This is a genomic window from Bifidobacterium apousia, from assembly GCF_007559275.1.
Classification (GTDB): domain Bacteria; phylum Actinomycetota; class Actinomycetes; order Actinomycetales; family Bifidobacteriaceae; genus Bombiscardovia; species Bombiscardovia apousia.
In genome coordinates this window covers 408,942-430,574 of record NZ_VMHK01000002.1, presented here as the reverse complement: position 1 = coordinate 430,574, position 21,633 = coordinate 408,942, and the positions used below count along the sequence as shown (strand labels likewise).

Here is a 21,633-nt window from a genome sequence, read left to right as displayed (position 1 = left end):
GGTCGAGACAATGGCACTCAGCGGTGGATGAACCGGCTGGGGGCGCGCCGGACGAAGGCGCTGCCGTCCTTGTGCTCCGCATAGGAAAGGTGCAGGGTGTCCTCGGCCCGGGTCACTCCCACATACATAAGGCGGCGCTCCTCTTCCAGAGCGTCCCCCTCGGGTGGTGAGCCAAAGGGAATCAGCCCCTCGGCGCAGCCAACAATGAAGACATGGGCGAACTCCAATCCCTTGGCAGCGTGAATGGTGGAGACCGTGACCCTCCCCTGACCCATGCCGCCCTCCAGCTGTTCCAGCACTTCCTGCCTGCTCATATCGACCGACTGGTTCTGCCAGCCCGACTCTGTACGCACCCGGTAGCCGATTCCGCGTTCGTGCAGGGCACGGCAGATCAGGGTCTGCTGGGCGTTGATCCGCGTCAGGATTGCAAACTGGCCTGGCCGGGCCCCCTTCCGGATCATGGAGGATATACGTGAGGCCACGGCCCCAGCCTCATCACCATCGTCCTCGTAACGGGTCATCGCGACCCTGCTGCCCTCCTGACGGGCCGAGGTCAGCTTCAGATAGTCGTCACGCACCGGCGAGCGAGCCAGAATGCCATTGGCGTAGTGAACCACCCTTCCCGTGGACCGGTAGTCGGTGGACAGGTCCAGATCGGCCTTGATTCCCGGGAATTCCTGGGGGAAGTTCAGCAGATAGTAGGAGGTGGCTCCAGCGAAGGAGTAGATGGTCTGGGCCGGGTCCCCCACCACGCACAGGTTCTGCCTGCCGTTGAGCCAAAGCTTGAGCAGGCGGTGCTGCAGGGGCGAGACATCCTGGTACTCGTCCACAGTCAGCCAGCCGATGCGGTCTCTAATGTCAGCAGCAGCCTGGCCGCCCTCTTCCAAAATGTGGCAGACCAGCAGAAGAATATCGTTGAAGTCCATCTGATTATGGGCGGCCTTGGAGCTCTCGAAGACCGTGTACAGGTCGGCCATCCGATCAGCCTCCAGACCGGCCGGCGGCAGACGGTGGCTGGCCGCACAGACCCGAACGTAATCCTGGGGGGCGATCAGCCCCACCTTTGCCCAGTTGATCTCCGCAGTCAGGTCCCTGACCTGGCCCGGGTCGGCCTCCTGCCCGCAGACCCGCTGGTAGGCGGAGGACACCAGGGGGCCCACATCCTCAATCAGGTCGGGAGGGTAAGTCTCGCTGACCTGGGGCCAGACCCGCCTGAGCTGGTGCAGGGCCGCCGAGTGAAAGGTCGCCGCCTTCAGGGAGGCCGACACGCCAAGCTTGGTGAGACGATCACGCATCTCGGCTGCAGCACGGACCGAAAAGGTCACTGCCAAGGTTCTGGAGGGCTCCCAGCTTCCACTGGCGCAGGCATAGGCCATCCGCCGGGTGATGGTCCTGGTCTTGCCAGCCCCGGCGCCAGCGACGATTCGCACAGGCCCGTCGAGCACGGTGGCCGCCTGCCGCTGGGCGGGGTCCAGACCCTCCAGCAATCGTTCCTCATCCTCATGCACACCCCCATTGTGTCAAAGGCCGGTACCGGAACCGGCGGCGGCGTGCCCATGTGGTCAAGTGGACAACCGTATCCACAACGGTCCTTGTATTATCCTTGAGAATGTGAGTGAACGAACGAAGCTGACCCTGGCCGCCCTGGCGTCGGCCGCCATGCCCGAGGTGCCCATGACCGGCGCGCGGGACTGCGACCAGCTCAGCAGCCTGGACCATGCACAGGGCGTGGACTGCGCCGTGGTCCAGGACGCGACCGGCAACGTCTACGACGTCTGGGCCACCAGCTCGGAAGCCGGCAAACGCCGGCTGGCCGCTCGGGTCAAAGCGGCTCAGGCTCTGGCCGATGCCAAGGAGATGGCGGCCATGGGCTTCAAGGTCGAGCACATCCTGGCCTACCAGCCCGGCGAGAAGGCGGACAGTCCGACCGGCACCACCGCTGTTGCCGTCATGACCCACTGCCCAGGCCGAATCCGTCCCCTCCACCTGCTGACCCTGAACGAATGCACCGCCGCGGGCACCGCCATCGGCGCCATCCACCGGGTGCGCCCTGATTTTCTGAAAACCCACGGCTATCCGGCCTTCTCCACTGCCCAGATCGCGGCCCAGCTGCGGGGATGGATCAAGCGGCTGCGCATGGATGGCCACGTGCCCAAGGAAATCACCGATTCCTGGGCCTCCATCGTGGCAACCGACGGGCTCTGGTCCTTTGAAACCTGCACCGTGCACGGAGGCTTCTCCGACGGCGATTTGCTCTACGCGGGCTCCGGACTCAGCGGGGTCTACGGCTGGCAAGACATGCAGGTCAACGATCCTGCCCGTGACCTGGCCTGGATCTTCGCCAAGCTGGACGGGTCCCGCCGCAACGCCGTCATCGCAGCCTATGGCAGGATGATGGGGGCCCGGCTGGACGACCTGATCATGCTCAGGGCCAACCTCTGGCTGCAGATGGAACAGGTGGGCGACTTCATCACCGCCCTGGATCATGCGGATAACGAACGGATCATCCAATTCAAGGCCCAGGTGGAGCGCCTGGCCCAGCAGCTGGGCGACCACGAGCAGGATCAACGCACCCGTCGGCAGCAGCAGACGCCGAGTCCGTCACCCACTGACGCACCCTCCACCATCACCGTGGGCACCCTGCTGGGCGACGACAATGCCGAGAATCCGGCCTCAGCGCAGGGCCCCGCCGCGGCAGATGCAACTGCCCCGTCCAGGGAACCTTCCTTTGAACCCTCGGATGAGAGCTCGGCCACCATCGCCATCAGCAGGGCAGAAATGGCTGACCTGGCTCAGACCCAGACCGCCATGGACCATTCCGAAGCCAGGAATAAGCCCATCAGACAGGCCCAGAGCATAGACATCGGCACCGACGATCAATCCAAGCCACCAGCTGTTACCCCTACTCCCCGAGAGGAGCAGTCAGGCCTGAGCGATCACTTCCGCGGCATCGGCAACCCAGCCACTAGCGACGAGGATGCGGATGGCGAGGCGAATCCGAAGGCCTCAATGGGCGACCCGGCCGCAGACAACCAGTCCTCGAACCCCGCTCAGTCAGGGGAGGCCGCTTCCCAGCCGCATGATGCCTCGTCAGCACAAACCCTCGCCAGCGATCAGGCTGAGACCGTCGTCATTCCCAGAAAGCCTCTGCCCGAGCAGACCCCTACGCTCACTGCAGACGGACAGACCTCGGCATCGCCGTCGGAACCCGGGTCTGCGCAAGAGGAGCGTCAGGGAGACGCTTAGAGCGTAATCACCCGGGCCAGCGAATAATGAGACCGGAAGATCCGTGAACCGGCCGGTCTGGGCGACGGAGAACAACCTTGGAGGTAGCAATGGATATCGAATTCGGCATCAAAAATGTGGCCCGCACGGTCAACTTCAGCACCAATGCCAAGGCGGATGAGGTGGCTGCCCACATCGCCCAGGCCCTGAACGAGGGCGGACCCATCGATCTGGTGGACGACAAGGGCCGACACATCATCGTTCCCAAGGAGTCCCTGGGCTACGCAGTGGTTGGTTCAGACACCACCCATCCGGTCGGCTTCGGTGTCCTGGGAGGCTCCGCCGACTGAGACTGTGATCGCCTGACGGGGGCGGCTGGATCCTTGTGGTCCGACCGCCCCCGATCCGTATCCGCTAACCCTTCCAGGCCACCGGACGGCTCCCCCGGGCCCTGTCCACGATTTGGGCCACCACCTCGCTACTGGTGCTGTTCTCCCCCATGCGATTGGGCTTGCCTTGGCCGTGCCAGTCCGATCCTCCGGTCACCAGCAGCCCCCAACGCTGTGCCAGGGCCATGAGCCGTCGACGCTGCTCAGGCGGATTGTCCCGATGCCAGACCTCCAGTCCGCCCAGTCCCTCTCTGGCCAGCGTGGCAATCTGTTGGTCGGAGAGCAGGACGGGATTACGGTTGACCGCACCAGGGTGGGCGACGACCAGGACACCGCCTGCGTGGTTGACGGCCGCCAGCACCTGGTGGGTAGTCGGCGAGGGTGTAGGCAGGTAGTAGGCGCTCCTGGAGGAGCAGACCCCGGCGAAGGCCTGGCTCCGGTCGGCATAGACACCGGCCTTGACCAGGGCATCGGCGATATGCGGGCGGCCCACCGTGGTCTTCGACCCCTCCTTGACCTGGTCCAGCACATCCTGCCAGGTGATCGGATAATCCCGGGAGATCCGCTCGACCATGGTCCTGGTTCTGCTCAGCCTGGCCTCCCTGGTCTTGGCAAAGAGCCCGGCGATGACTGGATCCTTGGGATCGTAGAGGTAGGCCAGCATGTGAACCGAGACACGGCCGTCCTGCGCAGTGATTTCGGTGCCCGGCAGCAGGGGCATTCCCAGGTCCTGGGCCGCCTGACGGGCCTCATCCCAGCCCGCATTGGTGTCATGGTCGGTGATGGCCAGACCTTCCAGTCCCAGTTGCTGCGCCTGCTCGACCATCCCCCGGGGCGTCACGGTGCCGTCGGAGAACACGGTGTGGCAGTGCAGGTCCCAGCCGGAGGCCGTGCCAGTATCCTCATGCGTCATGCCTCCATCCTAAACTCGTGAACGCGTTCCCGTCTCAGAGAACCCTCCCGACCATTGAGGTGATGGACCCCATGAGCGAACCGACCTCGTCAGCCCCTTCCAGCTATCTGATTGCCGCCCTGACCTCGTTTGCGGCGCTCTACGCCAGCCTGGCCCTGTCAGCGGAAACCCTGCAACTGGCGCGTCACCCCCAGGGCCAGCTCAGCTGTGACATCAACTCGGTGGTCTCCTGCTCAGCCGTGGCCCAGTCCCCCCAGGCCGAACTGATCCGCCTGGGGACCCTGCCGATCCCCAATGCCTTCCTGGGGCTGATCGCCGAGGCCGTCTTCCTGACGCTGGCCGTAGTGGGCCTGTGCCGAATCAAGATGCCTACGCTGCTGGCGGCAGGGACCTGGCTGGCCTCGCTTGCCGCTCTGGCCTACGCGCTCTGGCTGTTCACCCAGTCGCTCTTCGTCATCCACGCCCTCTGCCCCTGGTGCCTGGTCATGACCTTCGCCACCAGTCTGCAGTTCATGGCCTTCAGCCACGCCACGGTCATCCAGCAGGGTCTACCGCGCAAGAGGTCGGGATGGCTGCAGACATACTATCAGCGGCACTTCGATCTGATGGTCGACCTGGTCTGGCTGGTCGCCCTGGCCACTATCGTCCTGGCTGTGGAAGGATCCGCCCTCTTCGGCTGATCAACAGTCTGGCACATGCTCCAGGGTCAGACGAGCGACCATCCTGGCCGGTCCAGTCAGCCACACATCCTGCGGATCCACATCCACCTGCAGACGGCCCCCGCCCACCTGGACAGTCCAATGGTCAACCCCAGTCAGGGCTCGCAACAGCACGCCGCTGGCGCACAGACCGGTCCCGCAGGACAGGGTCTCGCCCACGCCACGCTCATAGACCCTCATGGTGGCCCGACCGCTACCGTTGTCGGCATCCAGGGCATCCAGACGCAGGAATTCCACATTCTGACCTTCGGCCAGCCCGGGCCTGACCCGCGGCGGGGCCGACAGGTCCAGATCGCCCGGATCGGGCAGATCGGTCCTAGCCAGCAGATCGGTCACGGTCCCGGGCAGCTCGCTGGACTCCAATTCGGCAGCGACTGCAGTCAGAACGACTGCATGAGGATTGCCCATATCCACCATGGTGCCAGGAGCCGAGCCTCCCAGGGCGCCGCCGTCGACCAGCTGCTGCCCCACCGGGCCCATCCGCCAGGCCCCGACCTTGACCTTGAACACATGCTCGCCGTCGCACTTCATCGGACTGCGCGAGACGATCCGCTTGACCCCGGCCCGGGTCCCCAGCAGGAAGGAGGAACCTTCCATAGTCGGTGTCAGCCCCTGCTTCTGGGCGAAAAGGGTGACAGCCCGGGTCCCGTTGCCGCACATCTGAGCCAGTGATCCGTCCGCGTTGCGGTAGTCCATGAACCACTGACAGCCGAAACGATCACAGGCATCCACCTGGTCCTGATTCAAGTCGCTGACATCAGCCGGATGGGTCAGCCGGATGACCCCGTCGGCCCCGACCCCGAAATGACGGTCGCACAGCCAGCGCACCTGGTCGGCCGTAGGCTCCAAATCCCCCCGGGGATCGGCGTAGACCACAAAATCGTTGCCGGTGGCTTGCATTTTGTAAACAGTCCGGGGAATACTCATGCTTGTAGCGTACGGCCCTTCGGCGACAGGCTAGGGTGGTTCTTCGGCTGCGAAAGGAGCGGATCAGATGACATCAGTTGCACCGATCGGGATCTTCGACTCCGGACTCGGCGGTCTGAGCGTCACTGCAGCCATCCGCAACCTCCTCCCCCAAGAAAATCTGCTCTACTTCGGCGATTCCGCCTACGCCCCCTACGGCATCAAGAAGCCGGACCAGATCACCCAGCGCTGCCAGGTCATCGGCGACCGGTTCATGGACCAGGGCGTCAAGGCCATGGTCATCGCCTGCAACACCGCCACCAGCGTCTGCGTGGATGACATGCGCCGGCGCTACCCGGTCCCGGTCATCGGCATGGAGCCGGCACTGAAACTCGCTTGCATGCGCGGCGGAGGTAGACCCCAGCGGGTTCTGGTCACGGCCACCCCGCTGACCTTGAAGGAGGCCAAGTTCTCACGCCTGATGGCACGGTTCTCCGGCAGGCACACCATCCTCACCCAGCCCTGCCCGGACCTGGTGACCATTGTGGAGTCTGACAGGCTGAATGACCAGGCCCTGGTCGATGCCACCCTGCACCGTTATTTGGATCCCTATGACCTGCAGACCCTGGATGCCCTGGTCCTGGGCTGCACCCACTTCGTCTTCTTCCGACAATCCATCGCCCACATCTGCCCGCCAGGCCTGGCACTGGTCGACGGCAACCCTGGAACGGCCCGCCACCTCAAGGATCTGCTGGCCCAGGCCGATGCCCTCAACCCGGGCCCGGGCCCCGGCAGCGTACAGATCGCCAACTCTGATTCCTCACCGGCCATGCTGGATCTGTCCAAGCGGCTGCTGGCCTCCTGCCGCCCCTGAACGGCTTGTCCTACGTTCACGCATAAGCTGACATCAAGCGCGGATACTTGTCAGGAAACGAGGTGCCCATGGCACGCAAAAGAACAGCCGTCATCGACGTAGGCGGCGGCTACCGGTCCATCTTCGGCGCCGGCGTCTTCGACCGCTGCATGGAGCAGGGCATCACCTTCGATCACTGCTACGGGGTCTCGGCCGGCAGCGCCAATCTGGCCTCATTCCTGTCGGGCCAGCTCAGGCGCTGCTACCGCTTCTACACGGTGTATTCCTCCCGCAAGGAGTACGCGAGCGTGAGCAACTTCCTGACCAAGCACACCTTTGTCGATCTGGACTACGTCTACGGCAAACTGTCAGCCCACGACGGGGAATGCCCGCTGGACTACCAGGCGCTGAAGGCCAATCCGGCCCTGTTCACCGTAGTGGCCTGCAAGGCCACTGACGGATCCACCGTCTACTTCGACAAGTCCGACCTGGCCCAGGACAACTACGACATCCTCAAGGCCTCATCCACCGTGCCCGTGGCCAACAAGCCCTACATGATCGATGGGGTGCCCTATCTGGACGGCGGCATCGCCGACCCGGTCCCGGTCCGCAAGGCCATGGACGAGGGCTACGAGCGCATCGTCCTGGTCCTGACCCGTCAGAGGGACATTCTGCGCGAGCAGAAGAAGGATGTCCTGCCGGCACGGATCCTGGCCAGGACGTATCCGGCGGCCGGCGAGCGCCTGATGGAGCGCTACCGCACCTACAACGACGAGGTGGCCCTGGCCAAGCAGGCCGAGAAGAAGGGCCAAGTGCTCATCCTGGCCCCGGACAGCCTGTGTGGGCTGACCACGCTGAGCAAGTCGCTCAAGGGACTCAACGCCATGTACGACAAGGGCTATCGGGCCGCCGAGGCCATAGCCGACTTCCTGGAAAGCTGAGCAAGGCCTTACAGAACCGGCGTCCCGGCCCCGCCCTCTGCGCCCGCACTCCTGCGGCCGTGGCGGGGATCCGCACTGCCCTGGGTGCTCTGGGCGGTCATCAGCGCTGCGGTCATCTGGTTGAAGAGCTCGTTGTAACCGCCGGGGGTAGCCGCCGGCAGAACCAGGGTCTTGGCATTGTCGGACTCGGCCAGCGAGCGCATCACATCCAGATATTGGTTGAAGAGCACCACATTGTTGACCGCATCGATATCCATGCCCACGGCCCGCAGACTGTTGATCTGGTCCACAATGCCGTTGGCGATCTCCCGCCGGTAGTTGGCCTGGCCCTCGCCCTGCATCCTGGTCTTCTCGGCATCGGCCCTGGCCTGGGTCTCGATCTCGATCCGACGAGCTTCGGCGCGCTCCCTGGTGGCTTCCTTCTCACGCTGGGCCGCATTGATGGAGTCCATGGCCTGCTTGACCTGGGCGGAGGGGTCGATAGCCGTGACCAGGGTCTTGATGACCGAGAACCCGAAGCGCTGCATCTCCTGGCCCACGGTCTGCTGCACATCGGAGGCGATATCGTCCTTGCGGGCGAAGGCGTCGTCCAGGCTCAGGGCGGGAATGGCCGACCTGAGGGCGTCCTCCATATAGGAGCGCAGCTGGCCCGCCGGGTCGACCAGCTCGTAGTAGGCCGTAGACACGTTGGCCGCCTCCACCCGGAACTGGGTGGAGACCTCCACAGTGACGAAGACGTTGTCCTTGGTCTTGGTCTCCAGCTTGACGTTCAGCTGGTTGACCCGCAGGTTGGTCTTGGCGGCTATCCGGTCCACCAAGGGGATCTTGGCGTGGATGCCCGCCAGCGCCACCCGGTGGTACTTGCCGAAGCGCTCAATGACGTCCGCCTGCTGCTGGGGCACCACGAAAATCCCCAGAAGGAAGATGATCAGCGCCAGGACCAGCACGGCGATCACAATGGCGATGCCCAGATGCATGAGTGTTCTCCTTCGAGCTTAAAACCCTTGGGGCCGGACCTGAGAACCGCACCATTCCAGCCTATCCTCTCATCACCATACATGATGGACTCGTCTGGATAATCGGTTCGGGCGCATAAGCCGTAATAGACTCGGTTTAACAAGCCTTCAACCCGAAAGGATGAATATGGCAAAACTACGCGGCATCGACGCCGAAATCTTCCCCCTGGTCCTGGGCGGCAACACCTTCGGATGGACCAGCGACGAATCTGTGTCTGACCAGGTCCTGGACGCCTACACGGAAGCCGGGGGCAACCTGATCGATACAGCTGACGTCTACTCGGCCTGGGCCCCAGGCCACTCCGGTGGCGAGTCCGAGATCGTCCTGGGCCGCTGGCTGGCCAAGAACGGCAACCGCAACAAGGTCCTGGTGGCTACCAAGGTCAGCCAGCACCCCCAGTACTCCGGTCTTTCAGCCAAGAACATCGAGGCCGCTGCCGACGCCTCCCTGCTCAGGCTGGGCCTGGATGTGATCGACCTCTATTATGCCCACTTCGACGACAGCTCCACCCCCCTGGAGGAGACTGCGGCAGCCTTCGACAAGCTGGTCAAGGAGGGCAAGGTCCGGGCCATCGGCCTGTCCAACTACACCCCGGACCGAATCCGCGAATGGTTCAGCATTGCACGCAAGGAGGGCCTGACCCTGCCGGTGGCCCTGGAACCCCAGTACAACCTGGTCTACCGCAAGGACTATGAGAATGGCCTCATGCAGGTCGCCAAGGACGAGGATCTGGCGGTCTTCCCATACTTCTCGCTGGCTTCGGGCTTCCTGACGGGCAAGTACCGGACCATGGACGACCTCAAGGGCAAAAAGCGCGAGGGCATGGTCAAGGACTTCTTCACCCAGGAGGGGCTGGACGTGGTCGCTGCCATGGACGGCATCGCCAAGGCCCACGGGGTCGAGCTGGCCACCGTAGCCCTGGCCTGGCTCAACCACAGGCCTGGGATCGCAGCCCCCATCGCCTCTGCACGCACCCCCGAGCAGCTGCCGGCCCTTCTGGCCGCTGCCCATCTGGAACTGAGCGACCAGGACATGCAGACCCTGGACCAGGTCAGCGACAAGGTCAAGGGCTGATCAGCAGCCGGCGCTCCATCGCGGTTGCCGGCAGCACGGCCAAGCGTGGCGCAGACGAGCACCGAGCCAGGCAGAGCTTGTAGCAAAGGGCTTCCAAAGGGCTTCCATCCGATACAGGATGGAGGCCCTTTGTATGCAACGATGATCAGGCTTTGACCAGGTCGACCTGCGGCTGGTCCAGATCGCCAGCATTGACGGTCAGACTGGTGGCCAGGGTCTCGCCTGCGATCAGGTCGCTGAACTGCTGAGCCTTGGAGGCATCCTCCTTGGGGAGGGTCAGGGTGAGCCGAATCCGGTCAGCGATGTCCAGGCCAGCGGTCTTCCGAGCATCCTGAACCTGGCGGATCAGATCCCTGGCATAGCCCTCCGCTAGGAGATCGTCGTCCAGCTGGGTGTCGAGAATGACGAAGCCGCCGGTGGGCAGGGCCGCAGAGGCCGACCGGTCGGCCTGGGAGCCATCCTCCTGCTCGATCCGGTTGTCCAGCTCGTATTCGCCGGGTTCCAGGGCCACCGCTCCGTCGGGGGTGGTGACGACCACGTGGCCGTCCTGCTCGGACCAGTCGCCCTGCTTGGAAGCCTTGATGACGAACTGGACCTGCTTGCCCAGCCGGGGTCCGGCCGCACGGGCATTGACCTTGAGATCGTGGATGATCCGCAGACCATGCCGGCCGGCCTGGTCCAGGGTGCAGAACTCCACGTCCTTGATGTTGAGCTCGGACTTGAGCACGTCCACGTAGGGGCGGGCCGCGTCGGGGTCACGAACCACCACGGTCAGCAGGGACAGGGGCTGGCGGACGCGAATCTGCTCGGCCTTGCGCAGGGCCAGAGTGGCCGAAACCACCTCGCGGACCTTCTCCATGGCGGCTACCAGGGCAGGATCGTCACGCAGGACCTGTCCCAGTTCGGTCTCCTGCCCGGTGGCCTCGTCGGCCAGGAAGGGCCAGTCGGCCAGATGGACAGACTCGCCACCGGTCAGGCCCCGCCAGATCTGCTCGGCTTCCATGGGCGCCAGGGGGGCCAGAAGGCGGGCGAAGGCCTCCAGAACCGTGTAGAGGGTATCGAAAGCCTGGTGGTCCTCGCCCCAGAAGCGGTCGCGGTTGTTGCGGATGTACCAGTTGGTCAGCACATCGATGAAGTCGGTCACCGCATCGCAGGCCTCGGAGATGGCGAAGTCGTCCAGGGCCTTCTGCACTGACTGGATCAGCCGACGGGTGCGTGCCAGCAGGAAGCGGTCCATCTCCGGCAGGCTCGCCACCCGGTCCGGCGTCAGCGCCTGGGCCTGGTAGCCGGCGCCCTTGTTGGCCGCGTTGGCGTAGAGCGTGTAGAAGTAATAGGAGCTCCAGACCGGCAACATGACCTGGCGGACCGTGTCGCGAATGCCATCGGCGGTGACGACCAGGTTGCCGCCGCGCAAGATGGACGAGCTCATCAGGAACCAGCGCATGGCGTCGGATCCGTACTTGTCGAAGACCTCGTTCACATCCGGATAGTTGCGCAGGTGCTTGCTCATCTTCTGGCCGTCGGAGCCCAGGACGATGCCGTGGCAGATCACATTCTTGAAGGCCGGGCGGTCGAAGAGGGCCGTGGACATGATGTGCATGGTATAGAACCAGCCACGGGTCTGGCCGATGTACTCCACCACGAAATCGCAGGGATCTCTGTCCTCAAAATACTGCTTGTTCTCGAAGGGGTAGTGGAACTGGGCGAAGGGCATGGAACCCGACTCGAACCAGCAGTCCAGCACATCGGTGATCCTGTGCATGGTGGATTTGCCGGTGGGGTCGTCAGGGTTGGGCCTGGTCAGCTGGTCGATCCAGGGCCGATGCATGTTGATCTGCCCCTTGTCATCAGTCGGGTAGCGGCCGAAGTCCTTCTTGAGCTCATCCAAGGACCCGTAGACGTCCACCCGAGGATACTTGGGATCGTCCGAGACCCAGACCGGAATGGGCGAGCCCCAGAACCTGTTGCGGGAGATGGACCAGTCGCGGGCATTGGCCAGCCACTTGCCGAACTGGCCGTCCTTGACGTTTCCGGGGATCCAGTTGATCTGCTGGTTGAGTTCCAGGAGGCGGTCCTTGATCTTGGTCACGGAGACGAACCAGCTGGAGACCGGCTTGTAGATCAGCGGGGTGCCGCAACGCCAGCAGTGGGGGTAGGAGTGGACGTAGCTCTTCTCCTGGAAGAGGAGGGCCCGGTGCTCGGCCGGGATCTGTGCCAGGGGGCCGTCGCCGGCGCGTAGGTTGCGGACGATGGGCATGTTGGCCTCGAAGGCCTGCAGGCCCTGGTAGTCCGGGCACTGCTCGGTGAAGACGGCCCCTGCATCGAGCACGTCCACGCTGCGGATGCCCTTGGCGTTCAGGGTGTTCATATCGTCCTCGCCATAGGGAGCCTGGTGGACCAGGCCGGTGCCCTCCACGGTGTCGACGTAGTCGGCCGTGTAGATGGTATAGGCATTGGGGCCAGGAGTGCCGCCCTCGGATTCGGCCTGCTCTCCGGCGAAGTAGGGGAAGACCGGCCAGTACCGCCAGCCCTCCATCTGGGAGCCCTTGAGGGTGCGGACCACCTGGTAGTCCTCCCCCAGCTGCTTGGCGTAGTCGCCCAGACGGGCCGTGGCGATGTAGAAGCGCTTGCCGGCGAAGGGCCCCGACACCGGACTGACCTCCGAGTACTCGATGTCAGCGCCGACCACGATGGCCAGGTTGGTGGGGACGGTCCAGGGGGTGGTGGTCCAGAAGACCGCATAGGCGTCTTCGTCCCTGAGCTTGACGGCCACGGAGACGGTGGTGTCCTGCCGGTCCTGGTAGACATCGGCATCCATGCGCAGCTCGTGGTTGGACAACGGGGTCTGATCCTTCCAGCAGTAGGGCAGCACCCTGTAGCCCTCGTAGGCCAGGCCCTTCTCGTAAAGGGTCTTGAAGGCCCACATGACCGACTCCATGTAGGAGACGTCCAGGGTCTTGTAGCCGTGGTCGAAGTCCACCCAGCGGGCCTGCCGGTGGACGTAGTCCTTCCACTCGCTGGTGTACTTGAGCACAGAAGCGCGGCAGGCGTCATTGAACTTCTCGATGCCCATCTGTTCGATCTGATCCACGCTGTCGATGCCGAGCTCGCGCTGTGCTTCCAGCTCGGCGGGCAGGCCGTGGGTGTCCCAGCCGAAGACCCTCTTGACCTTGTGGCCCTTCATGGTCTGGTAGCGGGGAATGACATCCTTGACGTAGCCGGTCAGCAGGTGCCCATAGTGGGGCAGGCCGTTGGCGAAGGGCGGGCCGTCGAAGAAGACGAACTCATTGTCGGCATGATCGCCGGACGGACGACGATCCACTGACTTGTTGAAAGTGTCGTCATGGTCCCAGTAGTCCAGAACGGACTCCTCCATATGAGGGAAGGAGGGATTGGGCGTCACCTTGGCCAGAGCCGGGTCCACCACCGCCTTGGGATAGACTTCGCCATCCCGTTTTGTCGCATCTGAGGTATCAGTGGTCTGATTCACCGTTCACGCTCCTCGCTGGTCGTTCATGTCGCCATGTCGAGGACGAGGGACCCATGGGGCCCACCGCGGTACCACCTCGCTTGCCCGGCCATGATCTGCGCCGGACCGCTTGAACTGGGCTGTGCGGGCCCGCCCGTCGGTTCTACTGAGGATCGCCGCAAGCGAGCCCGTTCTTCCGAGGGCTCCCCGCTGATGACGGATCAAGGCCCATTGGTGACCAGATTATACCATCCTCAGGAAACCGGACCCACCCGTTCGCATAACGAAACCGTCGTCAGGACTGGAGGCGATCGGGATGGCGCGGGTCACCCGGCAGATCATCCAGAGTGTCCTGGGCACCGAGCGCCTGTCGCCAGAAATCCAGGGAGCGGCCATAGGGGCTGGCCTGGCCGCCGCGAACCTGCAGGTCGGCCTTGGCCAGGAGCACATCCCCCTCGCTCACGCCATCCAAGAAGCCGAGGAGTCCGGCGAATCTATCAGAGTCATAGAAAATGCCGCCGATAACGTCCATAAGCCGGCTGGCCCGTTCCATGGGCAGGGAGTCCCAGTGCCTGAGCTCGATGTAGTTCTTCAGGCGGACGTCATTGAAGTGCGTGGTCAGGATGTGCGCTATCTCGGCATCGTTGAGCCGGCGGTCAGGATAGATCTCCCCGGCGTTTTCGTGCCAGGCGATGAAGACCTGCTGCCCCTGTGGCCCGTCCACCTCAGGAGTGTGGGAGATATCGGCCACCATGAGCGGGGTGGAGAGCATGTCCACGGCATAGTCCTCCCAGCCGAAGCCGTCCTCGAAAAGCCCAGGAATCAGGCCTGTGCGCTGGGTGTCGAGCCAGTCCCAGATCCGCTGGCGTCGCAGGGGCATGCGGTTGGGCTTCCCCTCAAAGATTGGAGTGTTGCGGAAGAAGTAGGCCACAATAGGCCCGATGGCCGTGCCCAGACGGATCTTGGCGATGGCATCATCCTCGTCCTGGTAGTCGATGCTGATCTGGGTGGAGGCGGTGCTGCGCATCATCATGGGCCCGCACTGGCCGATGCGACCCAGGTAGTTGTTCATGACCGCATAACGTTCCTTGGGATTGACGCCCACATCCGCATAGGACCCAGCCGGACGGTACCCGTACTCGACCAGACGGAACCCCAGTCGCTCGGCGATGGGGTCGACCTCGGCACGGAAGCGACGGTAGAGATCCTCGAATTCTCGGCTGTCACGTACCACACCTAGGGAGCACTCCACCTGGCTCCCGGGCTCCAGGGAGACCACGCAACCCGGCCTGCTCAGCCCGACCAGGTGACCATCCTCCCGGTATTCTGCATCGCCGTCATAGCAGGGCTCCAAGGCAGACAGCAGGGCCTCGATGCCCCGCTCCCCCTCATAGGGAACCGGGGCATCGGAACCATCATTGCGCACCGGCAGATGCTCGATCTCAATACCGAACCGCCACTGGGACCGTGGTTTGGATCCGCGTGTGAAGTAGTCAACCAGGCTGGCCACATGCCGAGGATTGGGGACCGTCAACAGGTGCGCATACCCAGCGCCTACGCTTTTCCTCATGCTGTCATGGTAAGAGCGGCCGAGGGCCATGGGCAACCAACACGCGAGGAGTTCCACAACAAGGTATCGGTCAGTCGACCGGCGGCAATCCAGAACAACCGAAACCTAAAGCAACCGCAACCCGGTCGATTTCAGGCTCAGCCCACGGTCACCGTCACGGCCTGCAGGTCTTCCCTGCGCGAGGAGGATCCCACCAGCACCTGGAACTGACCGGGCTCGACCCTGCGGTTGCAGTCGGCATCAACCAGGGTCCACTCAGACACCGGTAGATCAAAAACCACCTTCCGGGTCTGCCCTGGATCCAGCTGAATCCTTTGGAAGGCCTTGAGCTCGCGGTCGGCCCAGCTGACGGAGGTCACCAGGTCGCTGATGTAGGCCTGCACCGCCTCGGTGCCTGGGCGCTGGCCGGTGTTGGTCAGGTCCACAGTCACCCTGACCCTGTCTTCAGGGCCGACGGCATCCGGTCCATCGATCTGGGGCTTTCCGTAGGCAAAGGTGGTGTAGCCCATCCCCTGGCCGAAGGCGAAGGTCGGATCCTGGGTCAGATCGGCATAGCGGTCACCATGCTGGCCCCGGATCTGGTTGTAGTAGACCGGCAGCTGCCCGGCATGCCTGGGGAAGGTGATGGGCAGCCTGCCTGTGGGCTCAACCTTGCCGGTGAGAATCCTGGCCAGGGCACGACCACCCTGCATACCAGGATCGGGCTGCCAGATCAGGGCTCTGGCAGCCCGTGCGGACGGAGGCAGGATCAGCGGCTTGGAGGACATAAGCACGATGACCATGGGCGTGCCCGTCTGCGCCAGGGCATCCAGCAAATCGCGCTGAGGACCGTAGAGTTCCAGGGTGGCAGTCGAACGGCCCTCGCCCACCAGCTGGACCACGTCGCCGACCACGGCCACCACCAGGTCGCTTTGCCTGGCCAGGTCTACGGCCCTGTCGAAGCGGCCCTGATCGATCCTGGCCGGGGCCGCCACCTTGGGCCTGGGCTGGCCATCGGGGAAGAGCGGACCCGCAGGGTCGTCGACCAGACGGAGCACATCGACGCCCTGCTCGCAGTCGAGCCGCCAGTTTGCAGGCAGCTCCTGGCGCAGACCGTCGGCCACTGTCGAGATCATCTCCCGAGGCTGGTCCTTGATCCAGTCGCACTGACCCGAACCGCCAGCCCAGTCCCCCAGCTGGTTCTGGGCATCGTCGATCAGCGGACCCACCAGGGCGATACTATGCGCTGAATCATCGCCAGGGCGGCCATCGGCATCAACCCCGCCGAACAGAGGCAGGATGCCGTCGTTCTTCAAAAGGACCGCCGACTCCTGGGCCACCTGGAGGTTGAGCTCCTGGTGCTCCTTAGAGTTGATGATCGCCTTCTGGGCTTGGGGGTCGGGCAGACGCGGATCCTCGAAGAGCCCCATGCGGAATTTCAGGGCCAGGATGTGCTTGACCGCCCGATCAAGGTCCTCCTCGTGCAGAAGCCCGGCATCCAGTGCATCCAAGGCCCCCTGGTAGAAGCCGGGCGTGGTCATGATCAGGTCATTGCCGGCCTTGACGGCGGCAGCGGCGGCCCTGGTGTAGTCGGGCTGCACCTTCTGCTCCCAGACCATCCGGCCCACATTGTCCCAGTCGGTGATCAGGGTACCCTGGTAGCCCCACTCCCCACGAAGCACGTCGTTGAGCAGCCAGTTGTTGATGGTGACCGGTACCCCGTCGATGGACTCGTAGCCCAGCATGAAGGTGGCCACGCCCTCCTTGGCCAGGCGCTCGAAGGGCGGCAGGAACCAGGAGAGCAGCTTGCGGTGCGAGAGGTCGGCCTCGGAGGCATCGCGCCCCCCCTGGGTCTCGGAGTAGCCGGCGAAGTGCTTGGCCGTGGCCAGCACGGCATCCTTAGGCAGGGTCCCGGTCATGGCTGATCCGCCCTGGTAGCCGCGCACCATGGCCGAGGCCATCTCGCCGATCAGGAAGGGGTCCTCGCCGAAGGTCTCATCCACCCGGCCCCAGCGGGTGTCCCTGGCGATGCAAAGCACCGGGGAGAAGGTCCAATGGATGCCTGTTGCGGCGACCTCCTGGGCCGTAGCCCGTCCCATCCGCTGAACCAATTCCGGGTCGAAGGAGGCCGCCATGCCCAGCTGCTCGGGAAAGATGGTGGCCCCGCGGAAGAAGGAATGGCCGTGGATGCAGTCGTCGCCGATCAGCAGGGGGATGCCCAGTCGTGTGCGATGAACGGCCTTGTCAGCCTTGATCATGTTCTTCGGAGAGACATGGAGCAGGGAGCCGACGTGCTGATCCACCACCTCCTTGTCCACCCCCTGGCGAGCATCGAGCTGCATCATCTGACCCACTTTTTCCTCACGGGTCATCCTGACCAGCAAATCAGACACCCGCTCGTTCACTCCAAGACGCACATTTCTATAGGGCATATTCTGCGTGTTCGCTTGCACGACCAAACCAGTTTCTCTTTTCCAAATGACCATTACTGAAGCTACAAATACTTCTACATACTAGAGAAATCCTTGTGCTTCATACGGTTTCCCTGCATGAAGCACAAATGCCGATAACTAGGGTTTAGATCAACAAAGGCACAGCCAAGCAGCATCTCTTGAGCAAGCAGCAGAATCAACGGCTTCGATGCAATCCCTCTAGTGCCTATGATATTCTCCTTAATTTGTCCCAAACTGGAGTCAACGAACGCCCCGAATGGACAAGATAAACACAGAACCGAGAATTGCCAGGCAGATAGAAGTTGCAAAAGCCACAGGATATCCGCCAGTTATATTGACAATAGTCGATGTGACAACTGGCCCAATCATTTGTCCCAGAGTTGTAGCCAAATTGAGAATGCCGAGATCCTTACCGGCCTCTTCCTTATTGGATAGCACGTCGACGTTCAACGCCTGATCTACAGACGAGTACACACCATATCCCAAACCTGCCAGACCAGCATAAAGATACATACCCATCGTTGTTGGCATGATCCATGGCATAGCAATACCTATGGCAAAGAGTACTGATGCAATGAAGACCGGGACTTTGCGACGATTCAAAATATCCGAAAGCGGCCCGGAAACAACAGGGCCAAGCAGTGAAACCACCATTGATATGACCGACATGACTGCAATAGTCTTGGCCGCCGTTTTAGTATCCTGCCCAACATGATCTGTGACGATATAAAGCTGATAGGCGGAAATCATCTGATAACCCATAAGCATGCAAAGACGACCACAAAACGCCTTGTAAAAATCATGATTGGCCTTAAAGACTGGAGGCTTGAAAGACATTGCAATATCTTTCAAAGTTCCGCTGTCTTGAGGAAGAAAATCAGCAGAATGCTCCCTGGGGATAATAAGAATGACAAAGATTCCGCTGGCCAGCATAAACGCCCCAGCGCAAACAGCAGACATGGTCCGGTTGTTCATAAGCTGCGTCGCCAAAAGTGTACCCAAAGGAGCACCGACAGTGGAACCGGCACCATAAAAAGCACTCATCGTTGCACGAATACCTGAAGGCACTCTGTCGGACAGAAAAGCAACAACAGGTGCAATCATCATATTTAAGCCAGCCATGGCAAGTCCGAAGAAAGCAACTATGCAGAACGCGTTGGGAGCTATACCCGTCAAAAACATGAAGACGCCACCGACAATGGCTCCCACTATGATCCAAGGCGTCCTTCTGCCGAAGCGAGATCTGGTTCGGTCAGAGAAATTGCCGAAGATCAAGTTGGACAGAAGCGAAAACACCGAAGACACCACACCATTGATAGCTATGACGCTCTCCGGGTTGTGAACCATGGCCTTCAAACGAAGAGGAATGATGAAGGCTGAAACAGCGTTAATCCCGACCATCCAAAAAATACCAAAACCCAGAAAAGCAATTCCGTAACGGATGATAGTCGTCTTCGAAAAGGGCAACCCGGTTTCTGGTGACAGACTCGGATCTTTTTCCGCTTTTTCTATAGCGACACGATATTTTTCTAATCGTTGCTCACGCGAGATATCTTCGGTAGCTTCATTAGTACCTGACATATCTTTCTTCTTTCTACAAAACATCACCTTTGATTTATCTCTTCTTGGGATGACTATTATCTTTGTCATCTAAGATACAGGACATTATATCTGTCTTTAACCTTTGTCAAATTAATGGTGGTTAGCCAATAAATACACCAGTATTACTGGTGTCTATAGCTACATTCAGCAGCAATCATATTATTTAGCCATGTTAAGATAGTAGATAAAGCGGTAACAGTTCAAGCAAGGGAGCAAGTATGAACGAAACAACCTCGCGGTCCGCCAAAGCTCATTGGATTTGGCCGAGTACAGCGGACGGTCATGCGGATCTGGATTCAGCAAAGCATCACCCAGTTTTCGCGAATTTCCGAACTACGATTAATCTCGCCAAAGTGCCCGAGTCTTTCACTGTCACTGTCTGTGCGGACGCACGATACAAACTCATTGTGAATGGAGAAGTAATTCAGACCGGACCAGCAAAAACCTGCCGAACCATCCGCTGCTACGATGAAATCGATTTGTCAGATCACCTACGCCAAGGATGCAATATCATCGCCGTTATTGTCCTTCACTATCCTGCCGATCAACCGGGCAATTATAGTATTGCCTCCACTTCGACACCTGGCTTATGGATGAGCTCTCCCATTCTGAATACCGATTCGTCATGGAAATCGGTCATCGAGCCGAGCAGACAAATTATCAGCGAAAATGCTTTTTATGCCCCCTTGCAGATCATGGAAAGCTATACGCCCATAGACTTAGATGACGACTGGACAACCAGTATCAATTCCGCAGCCGACCAGTGGAGAGATTCATACGAATATTCCAGGGATAACCTAGCTGATATTCTTTTGCCCGAGTCCCTACACCCCCGAAGCATTCCGTTTATGAAGAACGAAAAATGCGAGTTCCAGGATGCAGATCTGTTAAAGCAAACAATACCTGCCCACTCTGCAAAAGAAGTCACCCTTAATGCAGGAGAGTTGATGACGGGATTCCTACGGATTACCGTGGCCCGAGGAAAAGGGGCTAAGCTGAATATCCTGGAATCCGAAGGGTACGTGAAATACGCACCTGAAAACCCAAAGAGCTTTGAAGATCAGCCCGTCAAAGGAGACAGAACGGACTCTGTCAATGGAACACTGGCCGGATTCACAGATAGGTATACTGTGGCAGGTTTTGGCACGAAAGAGACACCTGAGGTTTTTGAACCCTTCTGGTTCAGAACTTTCCGATACGTAAGACTTCACATCACAACCGGAGATCAGCCCCTTGATCTGCTCTCCTGTACGTACAGAATTTGCGAATATCCCCTCCAGGTCTCGACTACGGTTGACATCGACAACGATCTGCTGTCCGATATCCAAAATATGTCACTGCGCACACTACGACGCTGCATGCATGAAACCTACGAGGACTGCCCCTTTTATGAACAATTGCAGTACATCATGGACACAAGAAGCGAAATCCTTTACACCTATTCGGTCAGTGCCGATGACAAGCTGGCTCGCCAGGCAATTGAAGCCTTCATGGATTCACAACAGCCTGATGGTTTGCTCAACTCCTGCTCGCCCAGCAACACACTGAATATCATTCCCGGATATTCGATTTATTTCATTGCCACTCTCTTCGATCACATGATGTACTTTGACGACAAAGACCTGCTTAAGCGGAGTTTACCTACGATCAAACGAATATTGAATTTCTTCAATAGGAATTGCAGATCTGATGGTCTGATAGATGTCATAGGAGGCATTGACGCACCTAATCCAAGATGGTCGTTTATTGATTGGACACCTGAATGGAAACAAACACGCGGCGTTCCACCAGCAATCAATCAAGGTCCTCTGACCATGGAAAGCTTGCTCGCCGTTATGGGATACCAGTATGCAGCTCAAATCTGCGATCATCTTGGAGAATCCTCAACGGCAAAACAATATCGAGTACAGGCCGCACGGCTACAAAAAGCCATCAACTGTCTTTGCCGGAATGACGAGGGTATGTATACCGATGGTCCAGACTGCAGCGACGTAAGCCAGCACTGCCAGGTCTTTGCGATCCTAACCCACACAATCAGCTCTGAAGAAGGTCGCAGCAACCTATCCAAAACACTGGATGACACACAGCATTATGCTCAGTGCTCCATCGCCATGACCTACTATCTCTTCCGAGCCCTAGAAATGACTGGTCTATATGACCGCACTACCGAGCTTTGGAAACCGTGGGAAGACATGTTGGCTAATCATTTGACGACAAGTGCGGAAGATAATCTGAGCCAACGGAGTGACTGCCATGCTTGGGGATCAGTGGCGTTGTACGAATTACCTTCAGCAATATTAGGCGTCAGACCGGCAGAGCCTGGTTATCGATCAGCCATTATTGATCCCCATCCGGCTGGAATGCTCCACGCCAGAGGAACTGTCGCAACCCCATTAGGCCAAATATCAGTTTCTTGGTCAAGGGAGAGCCTTAATAACCGTCCGATTATTACAGCCAAGGGACCCGAGAAAATAAAATTGATTATCCGTGAAAACTAATTATCGCGACAACAGGTAAAGGCCT

15 protein-coding genes are annotated in these 21,633 nt (G+C 60.7%); 7 read left to right on the top strand and 8 right to left on the bottom strand.

Annotated features, from left to right (window positions below):
* Positions 1 to 17: 17 nt before the first annotated feature.
* Positions 18 to 1,508: an ATP-dependent helicase gene (locus tag FPK30_RS04375; RefSeq protein WP_186279378.1), complete on the bottom strand. Its 1,491-nt coding sequence runs from the start codon at positions 1,506 to 1,508 to the stop codon at positions 18 to 20.
* Positions 1,509 to 1,611: 103 nt separating this feature from the next.
* Between FPK30_RS04375 and FPK30_RS04370 the strand changes: the two genes are divergently transcribed.
* Together FPK30_RS04370 and FPK30_RS04365 are read left to right on the top strand one after the other, a co-directional pair.
* Positions 1,612 to 3,246 (top strand): phosphotransferase, encoded by a 1,635-nt coding sequence (locus FPK30_RS04370; RefSeq protein WP_144085454.1) that lies wholly within the window; start codon positions 1,612 to 1,614, stop codon positions 3,244 to 3,246.
* Positions 3,247 to 3,335: 89 nt separating this feature from the next.
* The gene (locus FPK30_RS04365; RefSeq protein ID WP_144085453.1) at positions 3,336 to 3,575 is read left to right on the top strand and encodes a DUF3107 domain-containing protein; all 240 of its coding nucleotides are present in this window, start codon (positions 3,336 to 3,338) and stop codon (positions 3,573 to 3,575) included.
* A gap of 64 nt (positions 3,576 to 3,639) precedes the next feature.
* Here FPK30_RS04365 and FPK30_RS04360 read toward each other — a convergent pair whose 3' ends face one another.
* The gene (locus FPK30_RS04360) at positions 3,640 to 4,527 is read right to left on the bottom strand and encodes a PHP domain-containing protein (protein WP_144085452.1); all 888 of its coding nucleotides are present in this window, start codon (positions 4,525 to 4,527) and stop codon (positions 3,640 to 3,642) included.
* Between the two features lie 71 nt (positions 4,528 to 4,598).
* Here FPK30_RS04360 and FPK30_RS04355 point away from each other — a divergent pair, with 71 nt between their 5' ends.
* Complete coding sequence (locus FPK30_RS04355; protein ID WP_144085451.1) at positions 4,599 to 5,207, top strand: vitamin K epoxide reductase family protein; 609 nt, start codon at positions 4,599 to 4,601, stop codon at positions 5,205 to 5,207.
* Here the strand turns inward: FPK30_RS04355 and dapF are convergent, their stop codons facing one another.
* Positions 5,208 to 6,173: a diaminopimelate epimerase gene (dapF, locus tag FPK30_RS04350; protein ID WP_144085450.1), complete on the bottom strand. Its 966-nt coding sequence runs from the start codon at positions 6,171 to 6,173 to the stop codon at positions 5,208 to 5,210.
* Between the two features lie 67 nt (positions 6,174 to 6,240).
* Between dapF and murI the strand changes: the two genes are divergently transcribed.
* Positions 6,241 to 7,026 carry a glutamate racemase gene (gene murI, locus FPK30_RS04345; protein WP_144085449.1) on the top strand — a complete coding sequence of 262 codons (786 nt, stop codon included), beginning with the start codon at positions 6,241 to 6,243 and terminating at the stop codon, positions 7,024 to 7,026.
* 68 nt (positions 7,027 to 7,094) lie between these two features.
* Entirely contained in the window at positions 7,095 to 7,946 is an 852-nt protein-coding gene (locus tag FPK30_RS04340; protein ID WP_121913983.1) for a patatin-like phospholipase family protein, read from the top strand.
* 8 nt (positions 7,947 to 7,954) lie between these two features.
* Here FPK30_RS04340 and FPK30_RS04335 read toward each other — a convergent pair whose 3' ends face one another.
* Positions 7,955 to 8,923 carry an SPFH domain-containing protein gene (locus tag FPK30_RS04335; RefSeq protein WP_144085448.1) on the bottom strand — a complete coding sequence of 323 codons (969 nt, stop codon included), beginning with the start codon at positions 8,921 to 8,923 and terminating at the stop codon, positions 7,955 to 7,957.
* Positions 8,924 to 9,089: 166 nt separating this feature from the next.
* Here FPK30_RS04335 and FPK30_RS04330 point away from each other — a divergent pair, with 166 nt between their 5' ends.
* The gene (locus FPK30_RS04330; RefSeq protein WP_144085447.1) at positions 9,090 to 10,037 is read left to right on the top strand and encodes an aldo/keto reductase; all 948 of its coding nucleotides are present in this window, start codon (positions 9,090 to 9,092) and stop codon (positions 10,035 to 10,037) included.
* A 145-nt stretch (positions 10,038 to 10,182) separates the two neighbouring features.
* Here FPK30_RS04330 and ileS read toward each other — a convergent pair whose 3' ends face one another.
* From ileS to FPK30_RS04310, 4 genes are all read right to left on the bottom strand, one after another.
* Positions 10,183 to 13,527 (bottom strand): mupirocin-resistant isoleucine--tRNA ligase, encoded by a 3,345-nt coding sequence (gene ileS, locus FPK30_RS04325; protein WP_186279377.1) that lies wholly within the window; start codon positions 13,525 to 13,527, stop codon positions 10,183 to 10,185.
* Between the two features lie 274 nt (positions 13,528 to 13,801).
* Positions 13,802 to 15,076, bottom strand: coding sequence for a glutamate-cysteine ligase family protein (locus tag FPK30_RS04320; RefSeq protein ID WP_144085446.1), 1,275 nt, complete (start codon positions 15,074 to 15,076; stop codon positions 13,802 to 13,804).
* A 137-nt stretch (positions 15,077 to 15,213) separates the two neighbouring features.
* On the bottom strand, positions 15,214 to 17,541 hold the full coding sequence (locus tag FPK30_RS04315; RefSeq protein ID WP_144085445.1) for a glycoside hydrolase family 3 N-terminal domain-containing protein: 2,328 nt from the start codon (positions 17,539 to 17,541) through the stop codon (positions 15,214 to 15,216).
* Between the two features lie 207 nt (positions 17,542 to 17,748).
* Positions 17,749 to 19,158: an MFS transporter gene (locus FPK30_RS04310; RefSeq protein ID WP_260804422.1), complete on the bottom strand. Its 1,410-nt coding sequence runs from the start codon at positions 19,156 to 19,158 to the stop codon at positions 17,749 to 17,751.
* Positions 19,159 to 19,328: 170 nt separating this feature from the next.
* Here FPK30_RS04310 and FPK30_RS04305 point away from each other — a divergent pair, with 170 nt between their 5' ends.
* Complete coding sequence (locus tag FPK30_RS04305) at positions 19,329 to 21,608, top strand: alpha-L-rhamnosidase-related protein (RefSeq protein WP_144085444.1); 2,280 nt, start codon at positions 19,329 to 19,331, stop codon at positions 21,606 to 21,608.
* The last annotated feature ends 25 nt before the right edge of the window (positions 21,609 to 21,633 follow it).

Excerpts from the sequence above, each read along its gene's own strand:
- FPK30_RS04365 (WP_144085453.1), top strand. The coding sequence starts at position 3,336 with ATGGATATCGAATTCGGCATCAAAAATGTGGCCCGCACGGTCAACTTC.
- FPK30_RS04360 (WP_144085452.1), bottom strand. The coding sequence starts at position 4,527 with ATGACGCATGAGGATACTGGCACGGCCTCCGGCTGGGACCTGCACTGC.
- FPK30_RS04355 (WP_144085451.1), top strand. The coding sequence starts at position 4,599 with ATGAGCGAACCGACCTCGTCAGCCCCTTCCAGCTATCTGATTGCCGCC.
- dapF (WP_144085450.1), bottom strand. The coding sequence starts at position 6,173 with ATGAGTATTCCCCGGACTGTTTACAAAATGCAAGCCACCGGCAACGAT.
- murI (WP_144085449.1), top strand. The coding sequence starts at position 6,241 with ATGACATCAGTTGCACCGATCGGGATCTTCGACTCCGGACTCGGCGGT.
- FPK30_RS04340 (WP_121913983.1), top strand. The coding sequence starts at position 7,095 with ATGGCACGCAAAAGAACAGCCGTCATCGACGTAGGCGGCGGCTACCGG.
- FPK30_RS04335 (WP_144085448.1), bottom strand. The coding sequence starts at position 8,923 with ATGCATCTGGGCATCGCCATTGTGATCGCCGTGCTGGTCCTGGCGCTG.
- FPK30_RS04330 (WP_144085447.1), top strand. The coding sequence starts at position 9,090 with ATGGCAAAACTACGCGGCATCGACGCCGAAATCTTCCCCCTGGTCCTG.
- FPK30_RS04320 (WP_144085446.1), bottom strand. The coding sequence starts at position 15,076 with ATGAGGAAAAGCGTAGGCGCTGGGTATGCGCACCTGTTGACGGTCCCC.
- FPK30_RS04315 (WP_144085445.1), bottom strand. The coding sequence starts at position 17,541 with ATGGTCATTTGGAAAAGAGAAACTGGTTTGGTCGTGCAAGCGAACACG.
- FPK30_RS04310 (WP_260804422.1), bottom strand. The coding sequence starts at position 19,158 with ATGACAAAGATAATAGTCATCCCAAGAAGAGATAAATCAAAGGTGATG.
- FPK30_RS04305 (WP_144085444.1), top strand. The coding sequence starts at position 19,329 with ATGAACGAAACAACCTCGCGGTCCGCCAAAGCTCATTGGATTTGGCCG.